This is a genomic window from Mesorhizobium sp. WSM4814 (genome assembly GCF_055811595.1).
Map to the genome: position 1 here is coordinate 20,601 of NZ_JBVVQT010000027.1, position 19,206 is coordinate 39,806.

At 62.9% G+C, this 19,206-nt stretch carries 20 protein-coding genes; 12 read left to right on the forward strand and 8 right to left on the reverse strand.

Annotated features, from left to right (window positions below; genetic code table 11):
* Positions 1-94 precede the first annotated feature (94 nt).
* The 7 genes from AC0L2V_RS28065 to AC0L2V_RS28095 all read left to right on the forward strand — a co-directional run bounded on the left by AC0L2V_RS28065 (position 95) and on the right by AC0L2V_RS28095 (position 6,790).
* Positions 95-778, forward strand: a complete 684-nt coding sequence (locus AC0L2V_RS28065; RefSeq protein WP_473521769.1) for a TetR/AcrR family transcriptional regulator — start codon at positions 95-97, stop codon at positions 776-778.
* 359 nt (positions 779-1,137) lie between these two features.
* Positions 1,138-2,454, forward strand: a complete 1,317-nt coding sequence (locus AC0L2V_RS28070) for an extracellular solute-binding protein (RefSeq protein ID WP_287194626.1) — start codon at positions 1,138-1,140, stop codon at positions 2,452-2,454.
* 72 nt (positions 2,455-2,526) lie between these two features.
* Positions 2,527-3,432 (forward strand): carbohydrate ABC transporter permease, encoded by a 906-nt coding sequence (locus AC0L2V_RS28075; protein ID WP_027153143.1) that lies wholly within the window; start codon positions 2,527-2,529, stop codon positions 3,430-3,432.
* 1 nt (position 3,433) lies between these two features.
* Entirely contained in the window at positions 3,434-4,393 is a 960-nt protein-coding gene (locus tag AC0L2V_RS28080; RefSeq protein ID WP_473493351.1) for a carbohydrate ABC transporter permease, read from the forward strand.
* The gene (locus AC0L2V_RS28085) at positions 4,390-4,599 is read left to right on the forward strand and encodes a hypothetical protein (RefSeq protein WP_473521770.1); all 210 of its coding nucleotides are present in this window, start codon (positions 4,390-4,392) and stop codon (positions 4,597-4,599) included. Before AC0L2V_RS28080 ends, AC0L2V_RS28085 begins: the two co-directional genes overlap by 4 nt.
* A complete protein-coding gene (locus tag AC0L2V_RS28090) occupies positions 4,596-5,705 on the forward strand; it encodes an ABC transporter ATP-binding protein (RefSeq protein WP_473521771.1) in 1,110 nt (369 codons plus the stop codon). The genes AC0L2V_RS28085 and AC0L2V_RS28090 overlap by 4 nt, the downstream gene beginning before the upstream one ends.
* Positions 5,705-6,790 (forward strand): ABC transporter ATP-binding protein, encoded by a 1,086-nt coding sequence (locus AC0L2V_RS28095; protein WP_473521772.1) that lies wholly within the window; start codon positions 5,705-5,707, stop codon positions 6,788-6,790. The genes AC0L2V_RS28090 and AC0L2V_RS28095 overlap by 1 nt, the downstream gene beginning before the upstream one ends.
* A 70-nt stretch (positions 6,791-6,860) precedes the next feature.
* On the opposite strand, the gene AC0L2V_RS28100 is transcribed toward AC0L2V_RS28095, so the two are convergent.
* Positions 6,861-7,832: an AraC family transcriptional regulator gene (locus tag AC0L2V_RS28100; protein WP_473521773.1), complete on the reverse strand. Its 972-nt coding sequence runs from the start codon at positions 7,830-7,832 to the stop codon at positions 6,861-6,863.
* Between the two features lie 92 nt (positions 7,833-7,924).
* On the opposite strand from AC0L2V_RS28100, the gene AC0L2V_RS28105 reads away from it, so the two are divergent.
* Positions 7,925-9,136 carry an MFS transporter gene (locus AC0L2V_RS28105; protein WP_473521774.1) on the forward strand — a complete coding sequence of 404 codons (1,212 nt, stop codon included), beginning with the start codon at positions 7,925-7,927 and terminating at the stop codon, positions 9,134-9,136.
* 36 nt (positions 9,137-9,172) lie between these two features.
* Here AC0L2V_RS28105 and AC0L2V_RS28110 read toward each other — a convergent pair whose 3' ends face one another.
* The gene (locus AC0L2V_RS28110) at positions 9,173-9,745 is read right to left on the reverse strand and encodes a TetR/AcrR family transcriptional regulator (protein ID WP_473521775.1); all 573 of its coding nucleotides are present in this window, start codon (positions 9,743-9,745) and stop codon (positions 9,173-9,175) included.
* A gap of 105 nt (positions 9,746-9,850) precedes the next feature.
* Here AC0L2V_RS28110 and AC0L2V_RS28115 point away from each other — a divergent pair, with 105 nt between their 5' ends.
* Positions 9,851-10,759 carry an SDR family oxidoreductase gene (locus AC0L2V_RS28115; protein WP_287067002.1) on the forward strand — a complete coding sequence of 303 codons (909 nt, stop codon included), beginning with the start codon at positions 9,851-9,853 and terminating at the stop codon, positions 10,757-10,759.
* Between the two features lie 58 nt (positions 10,760-10,817).
* Positions 10,818-12,113, forward strand: a complete 1,296-nt coding sequence (locus tag AC0L2V_RS28120; protein ID WP_473521776.1) for an amidase — start codon at positions 10,818-10,820, stop codon at positions 12,111-12,113.
* An 11-nt stretch (positions 12,114-12,124) separates the two neighbouring features.
* Here the strand turns inward: AC0L2V_RS28120 and AC0L2V_RS28125 are convergent, their stop codons facing one another.
* From AC0L2V_RS28125 to AC0L2V_RS28150, 6 genes are all read right to left on the reverse strand, one after another.
* Positions 12,125-12,511 carry a hypothetical protein gene (locus AC0L2V_RS28125; protein ID WP_473521777.1) on the reverse strand — a complete coding sequence of 129 codons (387 nt, stop codon included), beginning with the start codon at positions 12,509-12,511 and terminating at the stop codon, positions 12,125-12,127.
* A 42-nt stretch (positions 12,512-12,553) separates the two neighbouring features.
* Positions 12,554-13,534, reverse strand: a complete 981-nt coding sequence (locus tag AC0L2V_RS28130; protein WP_473521778.1) for a hydroxyacid dehydrogenase — start codon at positions 13,532-13,534, stop codon at positions 12,554-12,556.
* Position 13,535: 1 nt separating this feature from the next.
* Positions 13,536-14,249: a FadR/GntR family transcriptional regulator gene (locus AC0L2V_RS28135; protein ID WP_287054406.1), complete on the reverse strand. Its 714-nt coding sequence runs from the start codon at positions 14,247-14,249 to the stop codon at positions 13,536-13,538.
* 2 nt (positions 14,250-14,251) lie between these two features.
* Positions 14,252-15,421 carry a mandelate racemase/muconate lactonizing enzyme family protein gene (locus AC0L2V_RS28140; protein ID WP_473521779.1) on the reverse strand — a complete coding sequence of 390 codons (1,170 nt, stop codon included), beginning with the start codon at positions 15,419-15,421 and terminating at the stop codon, positions 14,252-14,254.
* A gap of 63 nt (positions 15,422-15,484) precedes the next feature.
* A complete protein-coding gene (locus tag AC0L2V_RS28145) occupies positions 15,485-16,372 on the reverse strand; it encodes a sugar phosphate isomerase/epimerase family protein (RefSeq protein WP_473521780.1) in 888 nt (295 codons plus the stop codon).
* Between the two features lie 131 nt (positions 16,373-16,503).
* Complete coding sequence (locus AC0L2V_RS28150) at positions 16,504-16,725, reverse strand: hypothetical protein (RefSeq protein WP_473521781.1); 222 nt, start codon at positions 16,723-16,725, stop codon at positions 16,504-16,506.
* Between the two features lie 41 nt (positions 16,726-16,766).
* Between AC0L2V_RS28150 and AC0L2V_RS28155 the strand changes: the two genes are divergently transcribed.
* Both AC0L2V_RS28155 and AC0L2V_RS28160 read left to right on the forward strand, forming a co-directional pair.
* Positions 16,767-17,822 (forward strand): sugar phosphate isomerase/epimerase family protein, encoded by a 1,056-nt coding sequence (locus tag AC0L2V_RS28155; protein WP_473521782.1) that lies wholly within the window; start codon positions 16,767-16,769, stop codon positions 17,820-17,822.
* A gap of 153 nt (positions 17,823-17,975) precedes the next feature.
* Positions 17,976-19,163 (forward strand): Gfo/Idh/MocA family protein, encoded by a 1,188-nt coding sequence (locus AC0L2V_RS28160; protein WP_091595405.1) that lies wholly within the window; start codon positions 17,976-17,978, stop codon positions 19,161-19,163.
* Positions 19,164-19,206: the final 43 nt, after the last annotated feature.

The following is a 19,206-nucleotide window of genomic DNA, read 5'->3' on the forward strand; positions in this document are numbered from 1 at the left end:
GCACTCGGCGTTGCTGCCGGCCGCTCTTTTGCCCCGGCCGTTCGGCAGCGCGAAAGGCCATTGCAATTTTTTGAGACGTGCGTATCATATTGACATGAATGTCTCACGTCAACCAGCCGCAGTGCCCGACGACGCCGGTTCTGGAGCAGCGCGCGGGCCGCGCGCCCGCACAAGGCGGCTGATGCTGGAGACGGCGACAAGGCTGATGCAGGCGGGCGCCACGCCTTCGGTCAGCGAAGTCGCCGAAGCGGCGGAAGTCTCCCGCGCCACCGCCTATCGGTATTTTCCAAGCCAGGCGGCGCTGGTGCAGGCGGTGGTCGACGAAGGGCTCGGGCCGATCCTCACCTGGAAATCGGCCTCAGCCGATCCCGAGCGCCGCGTCGTCGAACTGTTCGACACGGCCATGCCGCGCATCGAAGCCTTCGAGGCGACGTTCAAGGCGGCGCTGAAGCTGTCGCTCGATCAGTGGGCGCGACGGCAGGCCGGCACGCTGGACGGCGAGCCGGCCTTCACGCGCGGCCATCGCATCGATCTGCTCAAGGACGCGATCGCACCGCTCAAGCACCGGCTGCCGCCACGCGAATTCAACCGCCTGGCACAAGCCCTGTCGCTGATCTTCGGCGTCGAAGTGCTGATCGTGCTGAAGGATATATGGGGACTGGACAGCCGCAAGATGATGTCGGTAGCGCAATGGGCAGCCGGCGCGCTGGTGCGGGCTGCAGTGATGGAATCGATGGCTGGAGGAAACAGACCTGCGCCGGCGACAGCTGCGGAATAGTATCGATCTGGTTCGACCAGATGGGGATGCCTACTACTGACAATAGTCGGCGTTTCGTAGCGCGAACAAGGGCCTTGCGTATCAACGAGTAGGAAAATTTAAGAAAAACAGACAGATGTTGCTGAAATCTGCTTGTCTGAGGCCCCGCCATCGTCCAAGAAAGAGCTTGACGTGCGTCCGAAATTGGTAATACCAGATCAGGACGATATAGCGGGTCGAATGTGGGGGCTGCGAGCCATTTCCGGTTGGGCGAGGAGGCTCGAAAACCGGAACGGCGCCATCACGGAAGGAACTACCAGGGCCGGCCTCGCCGCCGGCTCGGATGATACGGTAGAATGCGCACAAGGGAGGAAATCATCATGCGCAAGACAATGACCAGCATGCTTGCTGGTATCGGCTTAGTGCTCGCCTGCGGAACGTCCGTCTACGCGCAGGATAAGGAACTCACCATATTCTGGGCTGAATGGGATCCGGCGAATTATTTGCAGGAACTGGTCAACCTTTATGAGGCCGAGAGCGGCGTGAAGGTCACGGTCGAGACGACGCCGTGGGGGGATTTCCAGACCAAGGCGTTCACCGAATTCAACGCCAAGGGCAGCGCCTACGACATGGTCGTCGGCGATTCCCAGTGGATCGGCGCCGCCTCCGAGGCCGGTCACTATGTCGACCTCACCGACTTCTTCAACAAGCACAATCTGAAGGAAGTGATGGCGCCGGCGACGGTGAAATACTACGCCGAATATCCATCCAACTCCGGCAAATACTGGTCGATCCCGGCCGAGGGCGACGCGGTCGGCTGGTCCTATCGCAAGGACTGGTTCGAAGATCCGAAGGAGATGGAGGCCTTCAAAGCCAAGTACGGCTACGATCTCGGCGTGCCTAAGGACTGGAAGCAGCTGCGCGACATCGCCGAATTCTTCCACCGTCCCGACGAGAAGCGCTACGGCGTCGCTATCTATACCGATAACTCCTACGACGCTCTAGTGATGGGCGTCGAGAACGCCATCTTCTCCTTCGGCGGCGAGCTTGGCGACTATGCCACTTACAAGGTCGACGGGATCATCAACTCCGAGCAGAACGTCAAGGCGCTCGAGGCCTACAAGGAGCTCTATTCCTTCACCCCTCCTGGTTGGGCCAAGAGCTTCTTCATCGAGGACAACCAGGCGATCACCGAGAACCTGGCGGCGATGAGCATGAACTACTTCGCTTTCTTCCCAGCGCTGATCAACGAAGCCTCCAACCCGAATGCCAAGGTCACCGGCTTCTTCGCCAACCCTCCTGGACCGAACGGCGACCAGTTCGCCGCGCTCGGCGGCCAGGGCATCTCCGTCGTCTCCTATTCCCAGAATCAGGAAGAGGCGATGAAGTTCCTGGAATGGTTCATCAAGGACGAGACGCAGAAGAAATGGGCGGAACTCGGCGGTTACACGGCAAGTGCCAAAGTGCTCGAGTCGCCTGAATTCCAGAACGCCACGCCATACAACAAGGCCTTCTACGAAACCATGTTCAAGGTGAAGGACTTCTGGGCGACGCCGGAATATGCCGAGCTGCTCATCCAGATGAACCAACGCGTCTATCCCTACATCACCGGCAATCAGGGCACGGCCAAGGAAGTGCTCGATGCGCTCGCCGCGGATTGGAACGCGACGTTCAAGAAATACAACCGCGTGAAGTAAACGGCACTAACGCTCGGAGGGGGCGGGAGCCGCCCCTTCCGTTTTCTTTTCCGGACAAGGAAGGAACGGGCCTTGGCCACTGCAGTCATGACCACGCTGGATCCCAACTCGCGCTCCGCCGCCCGCGGCATGAGCGACCTCACGATCCGCAATCTCTTCATCATTCCGACGATCGTTTTCCTGATCGTCTTCAACATCTTTCCACTGCTCTATTCGCTCGGCTATTCGTTCACCGACTTTCGCGCGTCGAGCCCCGCGGCGGCCAATTTCGTCGGACTGCAGAATTACCGCGAGCTGCTCAACGACCCGTTCATCTGGTCGAATTTCGCCATCACCGCCAAATATGTCATCGTCTCCGTAGTCGGCCAGGTCATCGTCGGCTTCGGCGTGGCGTTGCTGCTCAACCGCGATATCCCGTTGAAGGGCCTGCTGACGACACTGCTGCTGTTGCCAATGATGCTGTCGATGGCTGTCGTCGGCCTATTCTGGAAACTGCTCTACGATCCGTCCTTCGGCATCATCAACTATACGCTTGGCCTCGGCTCCTTCGAGTGGCTGTCCAACCCCGACATGGCGCTCTACGCGGTTGCCATCACCGACATCTGGATGTGGTCGCCCTTCGTCATGCTGCTGTCGCTCGCCGGCCTGTCTGCAGTGCCGAAGCACCTCTACGAGGCGGCCGCGATCGACCGCGCCGGGTCGTTCTATACCTTCTTTCGCATTACGCTGCCCCTGGTCGCGCCGATCCTGATGATCGCGATCATCTTTCGCACCATGGAGGCGTTCAAGACATTCGATCTCGCCTACATCCTGACCAGCCAGCCGACCACCGAGGTGATCTCGATCCGGCTCTACAAGATGGCGTTCCAGGAATGGCAGACCGGGCGCTCCTGCGCGCTCGCGTACATCGTGCTGATCATGATCCTGGCGATCACCAACATCTACGTCAAATACCTGAACAAGGTGAAGGAGCGCTAGCATGGCCGCTGTCACCACCTCTGCCGAGCGTTCGCTCAACAAGCTCGCCATCGTCGGCGTGCTGATCGTCACGATCATCTTCCTGGCGCCGATCTACTGGATAGCCTCGACGGCGTTCAAGCCGCGCAACCTCGCCACCACCATCCCGCCGACGGTGGTCTTCCAGCCGGAGATATCGCCCTTCGTCAAGCTGTTCACCAAGCGCTCGCAACTGCGCACAGCGCCGACGCCGGAACAATACGCCGCCGCCCCGTGGTGGGAGCGGCTGGTGTTTGACGGCGGCGAGAAGGTGGTGCGTTCGGGCAGGGGCGAGGTGCAGTGGTCCGGCTATCCGAGCCGCTTCATGAATTCGCTGATCGTCGCCATCACCTCGACGATCCTCGCCGTCGGCATGGGCACCTTCACGGCTTACGGGTTCTCGCGCTTCAAGATAAAGGGGGAACAGGACCTGCTCTTCTTCATCCTGTCGACGCGCATGCTGCCACCGGTAGTGGTGGCGATCCCGATGTTCCTGATGTACCGGGTCGTCGGCCTCAACGACACGCATTGGGGCCTGATCATCCTCTACACCGCCTTCAACCTCAGCTTCTCGGTCTGGCTGATGAAGGGGTTCATGGACGAAATTCCGAAGGAGTACGAGGAGGCGGCGCTCGTCGACGGCTATACGCGCATGGAGGCCTTCTTCAAGATCGTGCTGCCGGAGGCGGCCACCGGCATCGCCGCCACCGCCGTATTCTGCTTCATCACCGCGTGGAACGAATATGCCTTCGCGCTGATCATGACCAACCGGCGTGCCCAGACGGCGCCGCCGTTCATTCCCAGCCAGGTCGGTTCCGGCCTGCCCGACTGGACGGTCATCGCCGCCGGCACCTTCCTGTTCCTGCTGCCGGTCGCCATCTTCACCTTCCTGTTGCGCAAGCACCTCCTGCGCGGCATGTCCTTCGGAGCGATCCGCAAATGATCCGCCACGCTACAATCCAGCGCACGGCCGAGATCGTGATGGTGCTCGGCATCATCGCGCTCTGCCAGCCGTGGAACCTCTTCCTGCACCGTTACGGGCTGACGATCATCATCGTCGGGCTGCTGACGTTCATGATGACGGGCTGGGTCGGTCCAAGGCAGGAGCCGAAGGCGACCGGCGCACCGGAAAAAGAAGGTCACGCATGACCCAGATCGAGCTTCGTGGTGTCCAGAAATTCTTCGGCGCCGTCCAGGTCATCAAGGACCTCAACCTCAAGATCGACGACAACGAGTTCATCGTGCTGCTCGGCCAGTCGGGCTGCGGCAAGACGACGACGCTTCGCGCAATCGCCGGGCTGGAGACGATCGACGGCGGCGACGTCCTCATCGACGGCAAGCCGGTCCAGCATCTCAAGGCTGCCGACCGCGACATCGCGATGGTTTTCCAGTCGTTCTCACTCTATCCTCATATGAGCGTCTACGAGAACATCGCTTTTCCGTTGCGCGCCATGCGCAAGAGCAAGGCGGAGATCGACGGCGAGGTGCGCTCGGTCGCCAAAGTGCTGCAGATCAACGATCTGCTCGGCAAGAAGCCGTCGGCGTTGTCGGGTGGCGACATGCAGCGGGTGGCAATCGGCCGGGCGCTGGTGCGGCGGCCGAAGGCGATGCTGATGGACGAGCCGATCGGCGCGCTCGACGCCAAGCTGCGCGAGGAGATGCGCGCGGAGATCAAGCGGCTGCACATCAAGCAGGGCTCGACCACCATCTACGTCACCCACGACCAGATCGAGGCTATGAGCCTTGCAGACCGCATCGTCATCATGCATGAGGGCGTTCTGCAACAGGTGGGCAGCCCATCGGAAGTGTATAAGCACCCGGCCAATCTGTTCGTCGCGCAATTCGTTGGCTCGCCGGTGATGAACGTTGCCAACGCAGCGGTGACGATGAACGGCTCGGGCGCCAGGGTCACCGTCGACGGTGCCGCGGAAGGGTTCGTTTTCCCGGCCGAACTGGTCGGCCAGCTCGACGCCGCGAACGCCGGGCAGGACCGCCTCTCACTCGGCATTCGCCCCGAAGGCGTGATGGTCTCGCGCGACCCGGCGGACGGTTATCTGCCGGTCGAGGCGCGCATCATCGAACCGCTCGGCTCATACGATATCGTCGACCTCAAGGTCGGGACACAGATGCTGCGCGCCCGAACCCGTTCCGGTTTCGTCGGCAAGGCGGGGGTCCAGGTCTTCGCCAAGCTCGACCCGGCGCAGGCGCATTTCTTCGACACGGCAAGCGGCAATTCGCTGGGGGTGAGACTCTGATGGCCCATATCCAGCTCAAGAACATCTCAAAGGCATTCGGCAATCACACCGCATTGACCGGGCTCAATCTCGACATTGCCGACGGCGAGTTCTTCGTGCTGCTCGGCGAGACCGGCGCCGGCAAGACGACGACGCTGCGCATGATCGCCGGCCTGGAAAAACCGGACGAAGGGCAGATATTCATCGACGGCGCTGATGTCGCTGACTGGGGTGCGGCCGAGCGCGACGTGGCGCTGGTTCTGCAGCAATACTCGCTCTATCCGCGCTACACGGTGCGCGAAAATCTCGAATTCCCGCTGAAGCCGAAAATCCGCCGCATCGAGCCCGACGAGATCAAGAGGCGTGTCGACCGCGTTGCCAAGACCTTGCGTATCGAGCATCTGCTCGACCGCAAGACGGATCGCCTCTCTGGCGGCGAGATGCAGCGCGTCTCGATCGGTCGCGCCATCGTCAGGAAGCCGCGCGTGTTCCTGATGGATGAGCCGCTGTCTGCGCTCGACGCCAAGTTGCGCGAGGCGCTGCGCACCGAGCTGAAGAACATCCAGATGAACCTTGGCCAGACCTTCCTGTTCGTCACGCACGATCAAATCGAGGCGATGTCGATGGGCGACAAGGTTGGCGTGCTCAACCATGGCCGCATCGTCCAGACCGGCACGCCCTATGAGATCTACAACAATCCGCGCGACACCTATGTGGCGAGCTTCGTCGGCTCGCCGCCGATGAACCTCATCGACGGCAAGCTCGTCAATGGCCGCGCGGTGATGGCACCGCTGAATTTCGAACTGCCTTTTGCAGGGGGGGCCAGGACGAGCGGCGAGACCGACGGTCGCCCGCTCGTCTTCGGTATTCGTCCCGAGGATCTCTATCTCGAGAGCGGGGCGCCGGTGGAAGCGCGCGTCCATGATGTCGAGAACCATGGCGTCGAAAAGATCCTGACGCTGCGGGTCGGCGACGCCATGTTGCGGGCCACGGTGCCGGCCAGAACCGATGTCGAGATCGAGCAGCCGGTGCGCTTTGCCTGGGATCCGGACAAGGTGGTGCTGTTCGACAAGGGTACCGGGATAAGCCTCCGTCACGCAGGCTAAGCCGCGTCGCGCAAAAATGCGCGTCTGTTGGGCGGCAAATTGCTACGCGGCTTGAAGCCTGTGGCCAGGTTTAGCCGGCTTGGCGGGTCTCAGCCTGCTCCTCGGCCCGGAAATGGCTGGGAGCCGATCCGATGACGCGCTTGAACGCCCGACTGAACGACGCGTCGGATTCATAACCCAGGCGTGCGGCGACGACGGAAATCTTCAACCGGTCGCGGACCAGCCATTGCCGTGCCTGGTGCATTCTCACCTGGGTGACATATTTGGCCGGCGTTTCGCCGACGATCGTCGCGAAGCGCTCGGCGAAGCCCGACCGAGAGGCGCCCATCATCCTGGCCAGGGTCTCCACCGTCCAGTCTCGGTCTGGTTCGAGGTGGATCGCGGCCAGCACGCGCCCGATCTCGCGGTCCCTCACTGCCGCAATCCAGCCGGACGAGTCGCCGCAGCCGCGCTCGACCCATGAGCGGATGACGGTGGCGGCCAGCACATCGGCCAGCCGTGCCAGAATGCCGCCGGAGCCGACGCGCTCCATCGTCACCTCGCGTGCCATGGCCTCCAGCAGATGCGGGATACCAGGTTCATAGGCTTCCAACTCGTGCGCGCGCATGACGTCCGGCATCATGCCGAGCAATGGGTGCAAACCGTCGAGATTGAAATACATGCTGCCAAAAAACAGCAGCGTCCCCGGCCGGCAACCTTCATTGGACAGGCAGTAGACGTTCTTGCAGAGTTCCGCGACCTTATAGCCCTGGATCGGCGAAGTCTCGGTGCCCGGCTCGCTCGCCAGGACGTGTGCGGCGCCGCGCGGCAGCAGCACCGCGTCGCCCGCCTTGAGCTCGACCCATTCGCCGGACGGCTGCAGCAACCAGCATCCCTTGCGGCCGATGAAATGAAACCGCGCCGCCGTCTGGGCCGGAAACTGGAGGCCCCAGGGCTCCTGCATCTCACAGCGGCCGTATTCGACGCCGTCGAGCCGTAAACCGCGCAATATGTCTGTCAGCGGATCGCCGGTGACCGGAATTTTGGACGAATGGTCAAGCATGATGGTGTTTCTAGCATGGAAACGCCAGGCGGTCACTCCCTATGTTGCACTGCAGCCAAATGTTGCGCTGCAACCAGATCGGAGATCCCATCATGACCGAACCCGCGACAGGCGTCATGCCAGCCGTTCTCGATCCGGCGGAAACCGACGAACGAGCCGAGCCGGCGTGGGGAGCGGTCGTATCTCTCGCGCTCGGTGTGTTTGGGCTGGTGACCGCGGAATTCCTGCCTGCCAGCCTGTTGACGCCGCTGGCGCAGGATCTCGGTGTGACCGAAGGCACGGCCGGCCAAGCGGTGACGGCAACCGCCGTTGTCGGCGCGATAGCCGCCCCGACCATGGCCATCATCACCAAACGGCTGGACCGCAGGCTCGTCATGTGGGGACTGAGCGTGCTGCTGATCCTGTCGAACCTGTTGGCGGCGTTTGCGTCCTCGCTTCCCGTTCTTCTGATCGCCCGCATCATGCTCGGGATCAGCCTCGGCGGCTTCTGGTCGATGTCGGCGGCCATGGCGATGCGGCTTGTCCCGATGCGGCTGATGCCGCGCGCCATGTCGATCATCCTCACCGGCGTTTCGGTGGCGACCGTCTGTGCGGCCCCGGTCGGTGCCTATGTCGGTGACGTCTGGGGATGGCGAACGGCCTTCATGATCGCAGCTGTTGTCGGCGCCCTGGCGCTGCTGGTGCAGATCGCCACCCTTCCGAAGCTGCCGCCGGCGGGCGTGGCAAGCTTTCGGACCTTGCTGGAGGTGATAAAGCGGCCGATGATCAGGGTTGCGCTCCTGGTGGTCCTGTTGGTCGCCTCGGGACATTTTGCCGGCTTCACCTATGTCCGCCCGTTTCTCGAGAAGGTGCCCGCGCTGGACATCGAGACGATCTCGCTTGTGCTGCTCGCCTACGGCATCGGTGGCTTCTTCGGCAACTTTGCCGGCGGGTTCATGGCTGAACGAAGCCTCAAGACCGCGGTAGGCCTGGCGCCACTGCTGATTGCGGTCGCGGCACTTCTGCTGCTGACCATCGGCGCTTCGCCCGCGGTGGCGGCGATAGCGGTGGCCGCCTGGGGTTTTGCCTTTGGCGCGGTGCCGGTCGGGCTGCAAACCTGGCTTGTGCGAGCCGCTCCCGACCAGGCAGAAAGCGCTGGCGGGCTGATGGTCGCCACATTCCAGGTGGCCATTGCACTGGGCGCCGTTTTCGGCGGCCTGCTGGTCGACAATGCCGGCGTTGCCAGCGCTTTCGCCTATTGCGGGATCGCGACGTTGCTGGCGGCCTTGGCGGCGTTTTTGCTTGGCCCGAGGAGCGCATCCTAAGCACGTAGGAAGCCTCCAACAAATGGCCCGAAGACGTTATGGTTTTCGGGCCGTGGCGATTGCGGCGACAAAACGGCCCAGACTGTCTTCGACATAGGTTGCAACTTCGACTTTCGGGTCGAAACTCCACCAAAGCAGCGAACCCTGCCAGTGCGATGCCATCAGCAGGCCGATGTCCAACGGCGTGTTGACGACCGAAGCAAAGCAAGAGTCGAGGATGCTGCATAGCGATGTCTTCCACGACGCCCCCCGCGCGCGAAGCACCGGATCGCGGAGATCTTCGCGCAGGACGAGCAGGCCTTCGGCATAGGATTCGATGCCGCCATAGTCGCGTGACAGCGCCACCAGCAATTCGATCGCGCCAAAAGGGGTTCTCGGCGTCGCGTCTGCGAGCTTTGTCGTCTTCGCGTCCAGCCTGTCCCATGCCTGCAGCAAGGTTCTTTGCCTGAGCGTGGCCTTGTTCTTGAAACGCTGCACCAGGGTCGAGCCGGAGAGCCCGCAAGTTTGGGACAGCCGTTCAAATGTGAGTGCCTCCGGGCCATGCCTGTGGATCAGCCGGTGTGCCGCTTCCAGCACGACCTCGTCGGATTGCGTTTTTTGCCGAGGCATCTTGACATCCATTTATAACCGAATGATCATTTATATATCTTAACTTTGAAGAAGGCCAGCATTGGTTGGTCAGAGCATTGGTTGGTCAGAGTCTGGGGAGGTTCAATGACGCTTGAGGGAAAGGTCGCTTTGGTCGCTGGCGCCACGCGCGGTGCGGGGAGAGGCATTGCTGTCGAACTGGGTGCCGCGGGCGCGACGGTCTACGTCACCGGGCGGACGACACGCGCGCATCAGTCCGAATACGCCCGCCCGGAAACCATCGAGGAAACGGCGGAGCTTGTTTCAGCGCAAGGCGGCCATGGCATCGCTGTGCAAGTCGACCATCTGGTTGCCGAAGACGTGCGCAAGCTGGTCGACCGGATACGTGCCGAACAGGGCCGCCTCGATGTGCTGGTCAACGACATTTGGGGCGGCGAGAAACTGTTCGAATGGAACAAGCCGGTCTGGGAACATGATCTCACGAATGGTTTGCGCATGTTGCGGCTGGGCATCGACACGCATCTGATCACCGCACACTACGCGCTGCCGCTTCTGATCGAGCGCCCGGGCGGCCTGCTGGTCGAAGTCACCGACGGCACCGCGGAGTATAATGCCGAGCATTATCGGCTCTCGCCGTTCTATGACCTCGCCAAAGTGTCGGTGACCCGTATGGCCTGGGCCCATGCCAAGGACCTCGCCCCGCACGGCGCCACCTCGATTTCGCTGACACCCGGCTGGCTGCGTTCGGAAATGATGTTGGAAGCTTTCGGGGTGACCGAGGACAACTGGCGTGATGCGACAGCAAAAGTGCCGCATTTCGTCATTTCCGAGACCCCGCGCTTTATCGGGCGCGCAGTGGCGGCGCTTGCGGCGGACCCGGACCGTTCGCGCTGGAACGGACAGTCGCTGTCGAGTGGCGGGCTGGCGCAGGTCTACGGCTTTACTGATCTCGACGGCTCGCGGCCTGACGCGTGGCGCTACGTTCCCGAGGTTCAGGACGCCGGCAAACCAGCCGATGCGACTGGCTATCGCTAGAGCCATCGACGTCAGTGTGCTGGGCTGTTCGGGCGACAATAAAAAAGTAGACTGTGCCATGCAATCAGCCCGCGACCGCCTCGAAGCCGTCCTTTCGCGTCTCGCCGTCCGCGCCGACAATGAAAGCGTATTCGTAAAACTCTATCCGGAAGCCGCACGAGCAGCAGCCGACGCCGCCGATGCCAGGCGCAGAGCCGGCGTGACGCTCGGGCCGCCCGACGGAACAATTCTGTCGATCAAGGACCTGTTCGATGTCGCCGGCGAGCCGACCACGGCCGGTTCGTTGTTGCTCTGCCCCGCAGCGCCGGCGCTGCGGGATGCCGTCATCGTGCGGCGGCTGCGGCAAGCGGGCGCGGTGATCTTCGGCAAGACCAACATGACCGAATTCGCCTTCACCGCAATCGGCGTCAACCCGCATTACGGCACGCCCGGCAATGCGACCGACGCCAGCCGGATCGCAGGCGGCTCTTCCTCCGGCGCCGGTGTTTCCGTTGCCGAAGGCACGAGCGAGATCTCGATCGGTTCCGACACCGGCGGCTCGGTGCGTATTCCGGCGGCGCTGAACGGTGTCGTCGGCTTCAAACCGACGGCGCGGCGCGTGTCTCGCGTTGGCGTCTTCCCGCTGTCCGACACGCTCGACTCCATCGGCCCGCTTGCGCGCACCGTCGCCGAATGTGCGGCAGCCGATGCGGTGATGGCGGGCGAGCAGCCCGTGGCTCTGGTTCCGCTTCCGTTTGCCGGACTGCGCATCGGCGTTCCCCACGGCGTGCTCTTCGAGGATACCGAAGAAGAGGTCGCGGCGGCGTTCGAGCGATGTGCTCGCAAGCTTGAACTCGCCGGTGCACGCCTCGCCGATCTGTCCATCGATGACCTGCTTGCCGATTTGCGCGCGGCAACCAGGCGGGCCTCGATCGCGGCAATGGAGGGCGCCGCGGTCCATGCAGATTGGCTGGCGACAGGTCCGACGACGCCGGTCGATCCGCGGGTGAGTGAGCCGTTGTCGCGCGCCGCCGCCGTTCCGGCCACGGCCTATATAAGGGCAATCCGCCGCCGCACGGCGCTTGTCGCCGCCATGGACGAGCGGCTGGCGTCTGTCGATGTGCTGGCCCTGCCGACCACGCCGGTCACCGCGCCGACCATCGTGTCGATGACCAGCGACGAAGCTCTGTGTGAGCGTACGGAAGGCCTTCTGCTGCGCAACACGCAGGTCGCCAACCAGTTCGACCTCTGCGCGATCTCGCTGCCGATGCCGGGAATGGCGCGCCCGGCCGGGCTGATGCTGGTGGCACGCCACGGCGACGACCACCGTCTGCTGCGCATCGCGGCGGAAGTCGAGGCACTGCTTGGCCGCTGAAGATGTGAACGTTATTGCGACGAACAGTGGCCGCGTTCGCTGTCCCTGGACGCGCGTTCGATACCGGTCGCGACCAGCCATGGCAGAGTGTATTGCTTGCCGTTGAGGGTCTGGGTTCGGTTCTCGACGGAGCCAACAACGACAACCTTGCCGGCGTAGAGCTTGTCCGAAAGATCGAGCGCCTTGTCCTGCGGCGGCAATTCCTCGATGTCGATCGACACGCCCTTGATGATCTTGCCCGTGGCAAGATCGAGCGCGCTGTTCGACGGACAAGGCGCCATCACGCACCGCAGGCCGTTGTCGCAATAGACATAACTGCTGTCGGCTGCAGCGACCGAGGGCAGGACGCAGATCGAAACGATCGCAACGAGCAGCGGGGTGCGGCGAAAAACGAGCATGGGTGCAGCGTCGTGGAGAAATTGGGCGAAACGGCGGTAGCGTTACGCGTCGGCCGGGAACCGCCGCCGGTAATGCTCGACGACTTCGGGATTGCGCAGGTTGACCGGCAATTTGTTGGCCAGCACCAGCAAGGTTTCAGCAGCCGAACCGACGCCCATGCGCATCATCGACTGCTCGGTGATGCCGGCCATATGGGGCGTGACAATGACATTGTCGAAGCCGAAATAGGGGTGATTGGGCGGCAGCGGCTGCGTCGCAAAGACATCGAGCGCGGCACCGCCGATACGGTCCTTCTGCAGGGCTTCGATCAGCGCGTCGTCGTCGATCACCGGCCCGCGCGAAATATTGATCAGCAGCGCGTGCGGCTTCATTCGACCGATGCGCTCGCGGTTGATCAGGCCGCGCGTCTCCGCTGTCAGCGGGCAGCACAGAACGATGATGTCGCTCTGCTCGACCAGCGCATCGATCGACAGGAACCCCACCCTGTCCGGCGCCGGCCTCATGCTGCGCGTCGTCGCCACCACGTTCAGATCGAAACCTTGCGCCGCGATGTGGCCGACTGCCTGTCCGATGGCGCCGAAGCCGACGATGCCGATGGTCTTGCCGGCGAGCTCGCTGGCGAGAATGGTGTGATCGCGGCCGGCCAGCCAGCCCTTCGCCCGCAAGTCGCGGTCGACTATACGGAAGCGCCGCAGCAGTGCCAGCGCCGCGAACATCACGTATTCGGCGACCGAGCGCGCATTGACCGCCGGCACGTTTGCCACCAGCACGCCGGCTGCCGTGGCCGCTTCCATGGGAACCATGTCGAGCCCGGCGCCATGGCGGATTGCGGCCCGAAGCTTCGTCGCCCCTTCGAAAAGCGCTGATGGCAGCGGGGCGCGAACGATGATGATATCGGCATTCCCAGCCTCAGTCGCCAGTGTGTCGGCATCGAGCGCGGAGGCGACGACGAGTTCGCCGGCGCCGGTCAACATGGCGGAGGCGCGCGGGTGCAGCGTGTGTGTCGTCAGGATTTTAGGCATATCAGACCGCCTCGAGCGCTGGACCGTGAGGCTCTGCCCCACCCTCGATCAGGCCTTTCCAATAGCTTTCCGCGCCTTGCAGATGGGCGCTCATCAGCGCCTGGGCGAGGTTGCCGTCGCGGCGCAGCAGCGCCTCGTAGATCTGGATGTGCTCGGCATGCGAACGCACGTTGCGTTCGGGATCGTTGAAGTAGATCGGCAGGCGTTGCTCGCCCATCAGGTAATAGAGGCTGCATATGTTGTGAAAAACGCTGTTCTTGGTCGCCCGCACGATCTCAAGGTGAAATTCGCGGTCCTCCTTGGCGAGGCCCTCGCCTGCCGCAATGCGCTCTTCCGAAGCTTTCAGGATTTCGCGCAGCCGTTCGAAATTTTCCTCGGTGGCGCGCGAGCAGGCAAGCTCGGCCGCCTTGATCTCGTGGATCTTGCGCAACTCGACGGTCTCGTAGATTTGGATCGGGTCGAGCGGCAGGCCGGCCCGCGCAAAAAGCGCCATCGCCTCGACACTGGCCTGCTTGGTGTCGATGTAGATGCCGGACTTGGCCCGGCGCTCGACGATGCGCATGGCTTCGAGGATGGCCAGCGCCTCACGGATCTGGCCGCGGCTGACGGCGAAATGCTCCGCCAGTTCTCGCTCCGACGGCGTTCGGCCGGTCGCCTTGTCGGAGTGCGAGAACAGATAGGCGGCGAGTTCCGCGAGAAGGTTCTTTTCTTTCATGATCAGCCGCGTAGCGCGTGCGCCTCCAGGAAACGTTCCGAAAGGGTGAATCCCAGTCCAGGCTTCTCGGGGATCGCTATCATACCGTCCTTTGCTTCGACAGTCTCCTCGATCAGATCGTGGATCATCGGATTGGCGCCGAGCGAATATTCGACGGTAAAGCTAGCCGGCGAAGCAGCGCAGACATGCAGCCCGGCAAAGAAGCAGGGCGCGCCGGCCCACAGATGCGGCGCGAAGCGCAGATTGAAGGCGCTGGCGATGGTGCCGATCTTCATTGCCTCGCTGATGCCGCCGCAGAAGGCCGGGTCAGGCTGGAAGATGTCGGCAGCCTTGAGCGTGGCGAGGTCGCGGAAGGCGTAGCGCGTCGCTTCGCTTTCGCCGGTGGCGATCGGGATGGAACCGGACGCCCGCACTTCGGCCATGCCGGGCTTGTCGTCGGCGATGACCGGCTCCTCGAACCAGGCCAGATCGAGATCCCCGGCGAGATGGATGAAGCGTTTGGCTTCCGCCACCGTATAGGTGCCGTGCGCATCGACCATCAGGTCGACTTCGGGGCCGAGCGCCTGTCTTGCGGCGCGGACGCGGGCGGCAGAATGGTGCGGAGCGCCGTCCATCGCGCCGATCCGCATCTTCAGCGCCTTGAAGCCGCCCCTGGCGATATAGGATTTCAACTGCTCGCCGATCGCCTCGCTGGAGGCCCAGCCGCCGGAAGCATAGGCCGGCATGCGGTCAAGCTTGCGGCCGCCGAGCAGCCGCCAGACCGGAAGCCCCAACGACTTGCCCAGAATATCCCACAACGCGATATCGACAGCGCTGATTGCGGCGACGCTGATGCCGCGCCGCGCCAATTGCGGCATGGCGTGGCCGTTTTGCGCGGCGCTGTCGTGGCGCACGCCATTGTAGAGCATCTCCCAGATCACCCCGATGTCGGCCGGATCGCAGCCGATCAGCTGCGGGCCGACCTCGTGGTTCAGCATGTGGACGAGGGCGCCATAGCTGCCGGTGCTGCCGGCGGCATTCTTGCCTTCGCCCCAGCCGACCAGCCCATCGGCGGTCTCGATACGCAGGATTGCGGCGTCGAACGTCGCCACCTGACCGAAGTCGCTGCGGTGCTGCCGCGCGGCTTCGATCGGTATGCGGACCCACCAGGCTTGGACCGTCTTGATGCGCATGTTCTTCCTCTGCCTTGCCGCCGTTAGGGGCCGCCGTCGGAAAGGCTCGTTTCCAGAGATCGATTACTTGATCAGCGGCAGCAGCGTTTCGGCGGTGATGCGCATCTGGTCGGTGTAGAATTTTTCCGTGAGCACGCTGGAACCGTGGTCCTGGATGAATTTGAGCTGCTCCGGCGAGATGTCGACCGGGTTGCGATCGACCATGTCGGGATAGGGAGCAGCCGGCGTGCGGTCGACAGGGGCGACGAACTCGTTGGTCAACGCGCCGTCGTAACCGGCCTCTTTCAGGGTGTCGACGATCTTCGGCCAGTCGATCTGTCCGAGACCGGCGGCGAAGCGGTTGTTGTCGGCGACGTGGAAATCGAACAGGCGGTTTCCGACCTGCCGGATGGCATCGTAGACGTTGAACTCCTCCATATGGAGGTGATAGGCGTCGAGGCAGACACCGCATTCAGGGCTGACCGCATCGGCCAGAGCCAGCGCCTGGGCGCCGCGGTTGAACAGGTAGGTCTCGAAGCGGTTGAGCGGCTCGACCGCGATCTTGACGCCCACTTTCCTGGCATGGGTAAAGCATTCCCTGGTGGCGTCGACGACCCATTTCCATTCTTCTTCCTCGGTGCCGTCCGGCACCACCTTGCCGACGGTGGCGGGAACGAGCGTGATGATCTCGCCGTCGAGCTCGCTGACCATCGTCAGCACCTCTTTGACATACTGCACCGAGCGCTCGCGTTGGCCCTGGTCCCTGGCGGCCAGATTGCGCTCGCCCAGCATCAGCGTCACCGCCCCCCAGCAGCGGATGCCGTGCTCCTTCAAGAGCGTGCGCGTCTCGTTGGTCTTGTATTGCGCGGGCTCGCCGGAAATCTCGATCGACTCATAGCCGAATTTCTTGATGCGCTTGAGCGTCGTTTCCAGCGGTTCCGCCCGCATCCAGTTGTGCGTTGAAAGATGCATGGTCTGTCCTTCCCAGAATTCGCCTGTAACAATTCGCCTGCGACGCACCCCAGATTGCGTTGCATGGGTCCTCCCCAAGGCGCTCCAGCATTCGTCGTAACTGGTTCGACCAATTGGGCGTGAAAAGAGGTCTACAGCAATTTCATCTGGACGGCAAGAAATCCTGCAAGGCAGCCCCGGCCCATGATTATTTCTTTGATTAAACTGGCATATTTGCCCGCTGACCGGCAATTTTCGCAGCGCCGGTTGTGCGCGGCGGCGCTTGACCAAATGAGCATATTTGGTAATACCAGAATGGCGGTGCGCACCAGCGCCTGTCGAGAAAAGACCAAAGAGGCTGGCCCTGCTTTCAATCGGCGCTATGCTTGGTCGTGGATAATTAGGGAGGATGCCGATGCCGTCGACAATGAAAGGTCCTGGGCTGTTTCTGGCGCAGTTCGCGGGCGATGCCGCACCGTTCAATTCGCTGCCGTCGATCACCAGATGGGCGGCCGGGCTGGGCTACAAGGGCGTGCAGATCCCGACCTGGGACAGCCGGCTGTTCGACCTCGAGAAAGCGGCGTCTTCCCAGGCCTATTGCGACGAGGTGAAGGGCATCTGCAGCGATGCCGGCGTCGAGATCACCGAGCTGTCGACGCATTTGCAGGGGCAGTTGGTGGCGGTGCATCCGGCCTATGACGCGCAGTTCGACGGCTTCGCACCGCCTGCGGTGCACAACAATCCGAAGGCCAGGCAGCAATGGGCGGTCGAACAGATGAAGTTCGGCGCCAAGGCTTCGAAGAACCTCGGGCTCAAGGCGTCGGTGTCGTTTTGTGGAGCGTTGGCTTTTCCCTACCTTTATCCGTGGCCGCAACGGCCGGCGGGATTGATCGAGGAAGCGTTTTCCGAATTGGGAAAGCGCTGGAAACCGATCCTCGACGTCTATGAGGACAATGGCGTCGATGTTGGCTACGAGATCCATCCGGGCGAGGACGTCTTCGACGGCGCGACATTCGAGATGTTCCTTGACGCGGTCGGCGGCCACAAGCGCTGCAACATCAATTACGACCCGTCGCATTTCCTGCTGCAGCAGCTCGACTATCTCGAATTCATCGACATCTATCACGAGCGGATCAAGGCCTTCCACGCCAAGGATGCCGAGTTCAATCCGACCGGCCGGCAAGGCGTCTATTCCGGTTATCAGAGCTGGACGAACCGGGCCGGGCGTTTCCGCTCGCTCGGCGATGGCCAGGTGGACTTCGGCGGCATCTTCTCCAAGCTCGCCCAGTATGACTACGATTCATGGGCGGTTCTGGAATGGGAGTGCTGCCTGAAGCACTCCGAGGATGGCGCGGCCGAAGGCGCGCCCTTCATCCAGCATCACATCATCAGGGTGACGGAAAAGGCATTCGACGACTTCGCCGGCAGCGCGACCGATAAAAAGGTGCTGCGCGCCATGATGGGAATCTAGCACCGCTTTCCCTCCCCCTCGAGGGGAGGGTGGCCCGAAGGGCCGGGTGGGGTCGGTTCATCCCGAGCTCCACGCCCGGCGACCCCACCCCGGCGCTACGCGTCGACCCTTCCCCGCAAGGGGGAGGGTAAGAAACAACGAGGGAGAAAAATCATGGTCGGCGCATCGAAGTCGGAAACGGGAGGCGGCCCGATCCGCTACGGCATGGTCGGCGGCGGGCAAGGCGCCTTCATCGGCGCCGTGCATCGGATCGCGGCGCGCATGGACAATGAGTTCGTGCTGGTCGCCGGTGCCCTGTCATCCGACCCGGCGCGTGCCAAGGCCTCGGCCGAGGAGCTCGGGCTCGATCCGGCGCGCAGCTACGGCTCGTTCGCCGAGATGGCCAAGGCCGAGGCCAAGCGGCCGGACGGTATCGAGGCGGTGGCCATCGTCACGCCCAACAATGTGCATGTGCCAGCGGCGAAGGCGTTTCTCGAAGCCGGCATCCACGTTATTTGCGACAAGCCGCTGGCGACGACGTTGGCGGAAGCGAAGAAGCTGGCGGCACTGGTTGAAAAGACCGGCAAGGTCTTTGTCCTCACCCACAACTACACCGCCTATCCGATGGTGCGGCAGGCGCGCGAGATGGTGGCCAAGGGGCAGCTCGGCGACATTCGCATCGTGCAGTCGGAATATCCGCAGGACTGGCTGACCGAGGACCTTGCCGCCACCGGCCAGAAGCAGGCAGCGTGGCGCTCGGATCCCAAACAGGCCGGCGCCGGCGGCGCGCTGGGCGACATCGGCACGCATGCCTACAATCTGGCACGCTTCGTCTGCGGGCTTGAGCTTGATGCGCTTTCCGCCGATCTCGACGCCTTCGTGCCGGGGCGGCAACTCGACGACAATGTCAATGTGATGCTGCGCTTCAAGCCGGTCGGCAAGTCGCACCCTGCCAAGGGCATGTTGTGGGCGAGCCAGGTGGCGCCCGGCCACGAGAACGGGCTGAAGCTGCGCATCTACGGCTCGAAAGGCGGGCTTGAATGGGTGCAGGCCGATCCGAACTACCTCTGGTACACCCCGTTCGGCCAGCCAAAGCAGTTGATCACCCGAAATGGCGCCGGCGCGCTGCCCGTCGCCGGGCGCGTCAGCCGCGTTCCGTCAGGCCATCCGGAAGGCTATCTCGAAGGCTTCGCCAACATCTACCAGGAGGCGGCCCGCGCCATCCGCGCGGCGCGCCGGAAGGGTGGCAAGCCGGCTAAGGATGTCATCTTCCCGACCATCCAGGACGGTGTCGAAGGCATGGCCTTCATCGAGGCCTGCGTGAAATCGTCGAAGAAGAACGCAGCCTGGACGAAGCTTTGATCGCTGCGCCCCCTCACCCGGATTGCCAACCGAATTGCAAGGG